1 protein-coding gene is annotated in these 1,158 nt (G+C 68.7%); it reads left to right on the forward strand.

Features of this window, described 5'->3' with window-relative positions; genetic code table 11:
• A partial coding sequence (locus tag ACFYXF_RS51575; protein ID WP_389361336.1) for a hypothetical protein occupies nt 1-1,149 on the forward strand: 1,149 nt, incomplete at its 5' end.
• Nucleotides 1,150-1,158: the final 9 nt, after the last annotated feature.

Here is a 1,158-nt window from a genome sequence, read left to right on the forward strand (position 1 = left end):
TACACGTCTGAGAGTGTGACGCTGTTCTTCCGGAATCCGTCGGGCAGCCGTGAGGTGTACGCGTCGTGGGACGACACGGTGCTGGTGGAGGGGACGCTGCTGGCCCGGCCGGATGTGCAGCAGGACACGGTCATCGTCTTCCTGCACCCGATGGGGCCGCTGCACAATCTGCCGATGACGCAGGAGCTGGCCCGCCGCGGCGCGCACGTGTTCTGCGCGAACGGGCGCTACCCCAACAACGACGCCGCGCTCATCATGGAGAACGTCCTGGTCGACCTCGGTCAGTGGGTGCGCTATCTCAAGGAGGAGCGCGGCTACGCGAAGGTGGTCGTCGGTGGCTGGAGCGGTGGCGGGTCGATCGCCACCACCTACCAGGCCCAGGCCGAGAAGACCACCATCACCCAGACCCCGGCCGGTGACCCTGTCGACCTGTCCGGGCTGATCCCGGGCGAGGCCGTCCTCCAGCTGTGCTCGCACATCTCCCGCGCCGCGCTGCTCACCGATTCCCTGGACGCCTCGATCATCGACGAGCGTGACCCGTTCCGCCGGAATCCGGATCTGGACCTGTACGGCGACAAGGCGCCCAAGGCGCCGTACTCGGCGGACTTCGTCGCCGAGTACCGGGCGGCCCAGCTGGAGCGCAGCCGCCGCATCACCACCTGGGTGAAGGAGCGGCTCGCCGAGCCCGGCCCGAACGGCGAGGAGGACCTCAGCATGCCGTTCGTGGTCTACGGCACGATGGCCGACCCCCGCTGGCTGGACCCCTCGCTCGACCCGAACGAGCGCCAGCCCGGCACGTCCTTCATCGGCATCCCGTCCGTGGTGAACAACTCGCCCATCGCACTGGCCCGGTTCTCCTCGCTCAAGAGCTGGCTCTCCCAGTGGAGCATCGACGAGACCAACGCGCACACCGTGAAGTTCGGCTCCCAGGTCACAGTGCCGGCCCTGCTCCTGACCGCCGGCGCGGACAACGCGGTACCCACCCCGCACGCCGACCTCATCGCGAACGCCCTGAGCGGAACCGTCGACCGCCACCACCTCGTCGGCGCCAACCACTACCTCCGCAACCAGCCCGAACAACTCGCGGAAGCGGCAACCACCGTCCTTGACTGGCTGGCCGACCGCAGCCTCCACACCCCCACCACCTGAGAACCAACC

The organism is Streptomyces sp. NPDC002680 (assembly GCF_042889145.1).
Classification (GTDB): domain Bacteria; phylum Actinomycetota; class Actinomycetes; order Streptomycetales; family Streptomycetaceae; genus Streptomyces; species Streptomyces adonidis.